Consider the following 4726-nt stretch of genomic DNA (forward strand, 5'->3'; position numbering starts at 1 on the left):
GGGGCGTCGCCGCCCACTCGGCCGCCACGCCGCGCGCCGCCGCGACGGCCTTGTCGACCTCGTCCGAGGTGGCGACCGGCGCGCCGGTCACCGGGGCACCGGTGGCCGGGTCGTGCACCACCAGGTCACCGGCCTCCCCGCCGGCCCCCCACACCCCACCGATGAGCTGCGCAACCGTGTACATGGCGCGCTGCATGCCCCGATGGTCGGCGGGCAAACGTTTCGCCCGGTTGAGCCCGGGTAGCGTCGGTGGATGACGTCGTCCGGTTCTCTCGGCGCCGAAACAGCCGACGCGGTGGTCGTCGGCGCCGGCCACAACGGTCTGGTCGCCGCGAACCTGCTCGCCGACGCGGGCTGGGACGTGCTGGTGCTGGAGGCGACCGGCGCGCCGGGTGGCGCGGTGCGCTCGGCCGAGGTGACCTCGCCCGGTTACCTCAGCGACCTCTACAGCTCCTTCTACCCGCTGGGTTACGCCTCGCCGGTGCTGCGCGGGCTCGACCTGACCCGGTACGGGCTGGCCTGGCGGCACGCCCCGGACGTGCTGGCCCACCTCTTCCCGGACGACCGCGCCGCGCTGCTCAACCGCGACCCCGACGTCACGGCGGCGTCGTTGGAGGAGTTCGCGCCCGGCGACGGCGAACGCTGGCTGTCCGCGTACGCCGAGTGGCAGCGCATCGCCGACCCGATGCTGGACCTGATCACCACCCCTTTCCCGCCGGTACGCCCCGGGTGGGACATGCTGCGTCGGCTGCACACCGGCGGTGCGTTGCGGCTGGCCCGGCGGATGGTCCTGCCGGTGCGTCGCCTCGGCGAGGAGATGTTCCGCGGTGCCGGTGGACCGGCGCTGCTGGCGGGCTCGGCGCTGCACACCGACCTGTCCACCGAGGACGCCGGCTCCGGCGTGTACGGCTGGCTGCTGGTCATGCTCGGCCAGCAGGTCGGCTGGCCGGTGCCGACCGGCGGGGCACAGAAGATCACCGACGCGCTGGTGGCCCGGCTGGCCGAGCGGGGCGGCCGGATCCACTACGACGCCCACGTGGACCGGGTCCTGGTGGCCCGGGGGCGGGCGATGGGCGTCCGCACCGCCGACGGCGGGCGGTACCGGGCGCGTCGCGCGGTCCTGGCCGACGTGCCCGCGCCCACGCTCTACCTGGACCTGGTCGGCGCGGCGGCGCTGCCGCCGAGGCTGGTGGCGGACCTGGAGCACTTCCGGTGGGACGGTTCGACGCTGAAGGTGGACTGGGCGCTGTCCGGGCCGGTGCCGTGGACCAACCGGCGCCTGGCCACCGTCGGCACCGTGCACCTCGGAGCGGATCTCGGCGGGTTGACCGGGTACGCCGCCACGCTCGCCCGAGGTGAGCTGCCCCTCGACCCGTTCCTGCTGGTCGGGCAGATGTCGGTGGCCGACCCCAGCCACTCCCCGTCGGGCACCGAGTCGCTCTGGTCGTACACGCACCTGCCGTTCCGCCGGCACTGGCGCGGCGAGGACGTGCTGGGTCACGTGGAGCGGATGGAGGCGGTGCTGGAGGCGGCCGCGCCCGGTTTCCGGAGCCTCGTGGTGGGGCGGCACGTGTTCGGGCCGGCCGATCTCGAGGAGGCCAACCCGAGCCTGGTCGGCGGTGCCATCGGTGGTGGCACCGCCGCGCCCTACCAGCAACTGTTCCTGCGCCCGGTGCCCGGACTGGGCCGCGCGGACACCCCGGTCGACCGGCTCTTCCTGGCCAGCGCGTCGGCGCATCCCGGTGGCGGGGTGCACGGCGCACCGGGGGCGAACGCGGCCCGGGCCGCGCTGGCCCGGGACCGGACGCTCACCGGCGGTGTCTACCGCCGGGCCGTGGACACCGCCCACCGGGCCGTGTACCGCTGACGCGTCGCGGCGACCGGCCACCTCGACGCGGCCGGTCGCGTGTCGCGCGGTGGCTCAGCGCTCGATGCCGCGATGCCGGGTACGCAGCTTGAACGGCATCAACGCGCTCTCGATCTTGGTGGCGGTGGTCATCTTCGAGTCGCCGTCGCGCCGCTCCTCGAAGCGGATCGGCACCTCCAGGATGGTGTGCCCGAGCTTCGTGGCGAGGTAGTGCATCTCCACCTGGAAGCTGTAACCGTTGGACTGCACCCGCTCCAGCCCGATGTCGCGCAGTGCGTCGGCCCGCCAGATCTTGAACCCGGCGGTCAGGTCCCGGATGCGGACCCGCAGCAGCGTGTGCACGTACAGGTTGGCCCAGCCGCTGAGCGCCCGGCGGTACAGCGGCCAGTTCTCGTCCAGCTCGCCACCGGGCACGTACCGGGAGCCGATCACCACACCGGCCTGGGTGGAGAGCAGCGCGCCGAGCATTCCCGGCAGCGCCTCCGGCGGGTGCGACAGGTCGGCGTCCATCTGGGCCACGTACTCGGCCCCGCCGTCGAGGGCCCGGCTGATCCCGTCCACGTACGCCCGGCCGAGGCCCTCCTTGCCCGGCCGGTGCACGACCTCGATCCGATCGGGGTGCTCGATGGCCAGTTTGTCCGCCACCTCGCCGGTGCCGTCCGGGGAGTTGTCGTCCGCGACCAGCACCTTGAGGCCCGGCAACGGCAGGGCGAGCAGGCGCTCGACCAGCAGTGGCAGGTTGCCCGCCTCGTTGTAGGTAGGTACCACGACGGTCAGGCGCGCGTCCCCCCACGGCGTGGGTAACTGGACGGGTTCGATCATGGAGGACATCCTCGGTCTGCGGACAGGCTTCCCCGAGAGCGTAGCCACTTGTCCGTTCCAGGGGGAATCGGCTCCCCCTGGCCAGGTCAGTCCGGCGTCTTCTGCCGGCGGGCGATGTCCGCGAGCCGACTCAGCGTCTCCTTGTTGCGCTGGTGCAGCACCAAGTCATTGACCTTGGTGCGCAGCCAGCGCAGCGGGCCGGCGGCGAAGTCCTCGCCGAGCAGCACCCGGGTGGTGTGCGGCCCGACCGGTTCCAGGGTGAAGACCACCACCCCCTCGCCGGCCGGCCAGAGCTTCACCCGCAGCACCAGCTTCCGTTCCGGCTCGCACTCCAGCACCTGGGAGGAGTCCTCCAGGGAGAAGGGCCAGGGGCCGGCCCGGTGGTGCAGCCGGGTCCCCACCCGGGGCCAGTCGTCGTCGACGTCCCGCATGTGCGCGGTGCCGACCACCCAGTCGCTGTAGGTCCACCCGTCCGCCAGCACCGCCCAGACCTGCCGTACCGGTGCCTCGATGTTCCGTTCCACGATCGCCACGAACAGGCCGTACCCAGGTGGGCGGCCCGGCTAACGGCACCACGGGTTAGCTTCTCGGGGGCCGTGGGTAAGGCCACCCGCGAGCGGCGGTGCGCTGGTCGGCGTGGAGTACCCGTCGACCACGTCCCGGGCGACGTTTACTCCTCGGGGCGCCGGGAACCCGCCGCCCGTGCGACAGGACCGTGGGGAGCCGGATCAGCGCAGGTCAGCCGGGGTGCTGACCGGCGTCGACCGGGCCGGTCCGGTCCTGTTCGACGCGGTGCTGCTGGACCGCGACGGCACCCTGGTCGAGGACGTGCCGTACAACGGCGACCCGGACAAGGTGCGTCCGATGCCCGGCGCGCGGGCCGCGCTGGACCGGTTGCGCGCCGCCGGCCTGCGGCTCGCCGTGGTCACCAACCAGTCCGGGCTGGCCCGGGGCCTGTTCACCGAGGCGGACCTGCACCGGGTGCACCGTCGCGTCGAGGACCTGCTCGGCCCCTTCGACTCGTGGCAGGTGTGCCCGCACGACGACGGGGACGGCTGTGCCTGCCGCAAGCCCGCCCCCGGGCTGGTGCACGCCGCCGCCCGGGCACTCGGCACCGTACCCGCGCGCTGCGTCATGATCGGCGACATCGGCCGGGACGTCACCGCGGCGCTGGCCGCCGGTGCGGCGGGCATCCTGGTGCCCACACCGGTCACCCGCGCCGAGGAGATCGCCGCCGCCGGGTGGCTCGCCGCCGACCTGCCGTCGGCCGTGGACGAGATCCTGCGCCGTCAGCAGGCGCTACGCCCGGCCACGCCACGGCCGACCGGTGCGGGACGGGGGCGGACGGTGCTGGTGGTGCGCGCCGACTCGGTCGGGGACGTGCTGGTCACCGGCCCCGGAATCCGGGCCGTGGCCGCCGGTGCGGACCGGGTGGTGCTGCTCTGCGGCCCGCGCGGCCGGGCCGCCGCCGAGATGCTGCCCGGCGTCGACGAGATCGTGGAGCACCGGCTGCCGTGGATCGATCCCGCGCCCGGTCCCGTCGACCCGGCCGAGATGGCCGCGCTGACCGCCCGGTTGGCGGCCGTCGCCGCCGACGAGGCGGTCGTCTTCACCTCGTTCCACCAGTCGCCGTTGCCGCTGGCCCTGCTGCTGCGGATGGCCGGTGTCCGGCGGATCGCCGCGATCAGCGACGACTACCCGGGAAGCCTGCTGGACGTCCGGCACCGGGTGCCGGCCGGTGTGCCGGAGGCCGAACGCGCCCTGTCGCTGGCGGCCGCCGCCGGGTACGCGCTGCCCGCCCACGACGAGCCGCGCCTGCGACTGCGTCCGGCGCTCGCCCCGCCGCCGGAGACCGGCGCACCGGGCTACGTGGTGCTGCACCCGGGTTCGGACGCGCCGGCCCGGGGCTGCCCGCCGGAACTGGCCGAGCGGATCGCCCGGGACCTCTCCGCCGCAGGCCACCGGGTGGTGGTCACCGGCGGCCCGCAGGAACGGGACCTGACCGCCCGGGTCGCCGGCTGGCTCTGATACACATCT

At 74.5% G+C, this 4726-nt stretch carries 3 protein-coding genes and 2 pseudogenes; 2 read left to right on the plus strand and 3 right to left on the minus strand.

Annotated features, from left to right (window positions below; all coding sequences use genetic code 11):
- Nucleotides 1-184: pseudogene (locus tag EYA84_RS26815) on the minus strand (aldehyde dehydrogenase); the annotation flags it as partial.
- A gap of 69 nt (nucleotides 185-253) precedes the next feature.
- Here EYA84_RS26815 and EYA84_RS26820 point away from each other — a divergent pair.
- On the plus strand, nucleotides 254-1867 hold the full coding sequence (locus tag EYA84_RS26820; protein WP_131056495.1) for an NAD(P)/FAD-dependent oxidoreductase: 1614 nt from the start codon (nucleotides 254-256) through the stop codon (nucleotides 1865-1867).
- Between the two features lie 54 nt (nucleotides 1868-1921).
- On the opposite strand, the gene EYA84_RS26825 is transcribed toward EYA84_RS26820, so the two are convergent.
- Both EYA84_RS26825 and EYA84_RS26830 read right to left on the minus strand, forming a co-directional pair.
- Nucleotides 1922-2689 (minus strand): polyprenol monophosphomannose synthase, encoded by a 768-nt coding sequence (locus EYA84_RS26825; RefSeq protein ID WP_131056497.1) that lies wholly within the window; start codon nucleotides 2687-2689, stop codon nucleotides 1922-1924.
- 86 nt (nucleotides 2690-2775) lie between these two features.
- The gene (locus tag EYA84_RS26830; RefSeq protein WP_131056499.1) at nucleotides 2776-3222 is read right to left on the minus strand and encodes an SRPBCC family protein; all 447 of its coding nucleotides are present in this window, start codon (nucleotides 3220-3222) and stop codon (nucleotides 2776-2778) included.
- 214 nt (nucleotides 3223-3436) lie between these two features.
- Here EYA84_RS26830 and EYA84_RS26835 point away from each other — a divergent pair.
- Nucleotides 3437-4708 (plus strand): annotated as a pseudogene (locus EYA84_RS26835) (HAD-IIIA family hydrolase); the annotation flags it as partial.
- Nucleotides 4709-4726: the final 18 nt, after the last annotated feature.

This window comes from Verrucosispora sp. SN26_14.1 (assembly GCF_004307965.1).
Classification (GTDB): Bacteria; Actinomycetota; Actinomycetes; order Mycobacteriales; family Micromonosporaceae; genus Micromonospora.

Bases quoted from the DNA above. Each gene is read 5' to 3' on its own strand.
- EYA84_RS26825 (WP_131056497.1), bottom strand. From the start codon at position 2,689: ATGATCGAACCCGTCCAGTTACCCACGCCGTGGGGGGACGCGCGCCTG.
- EYA84_RS26820 (WP_131056495.1), top strand. From the start codon at position 254: ATGACGTCGTCCGGTTCTCTCGGCGCCGAAACAGCCGACGCGGTGGTC.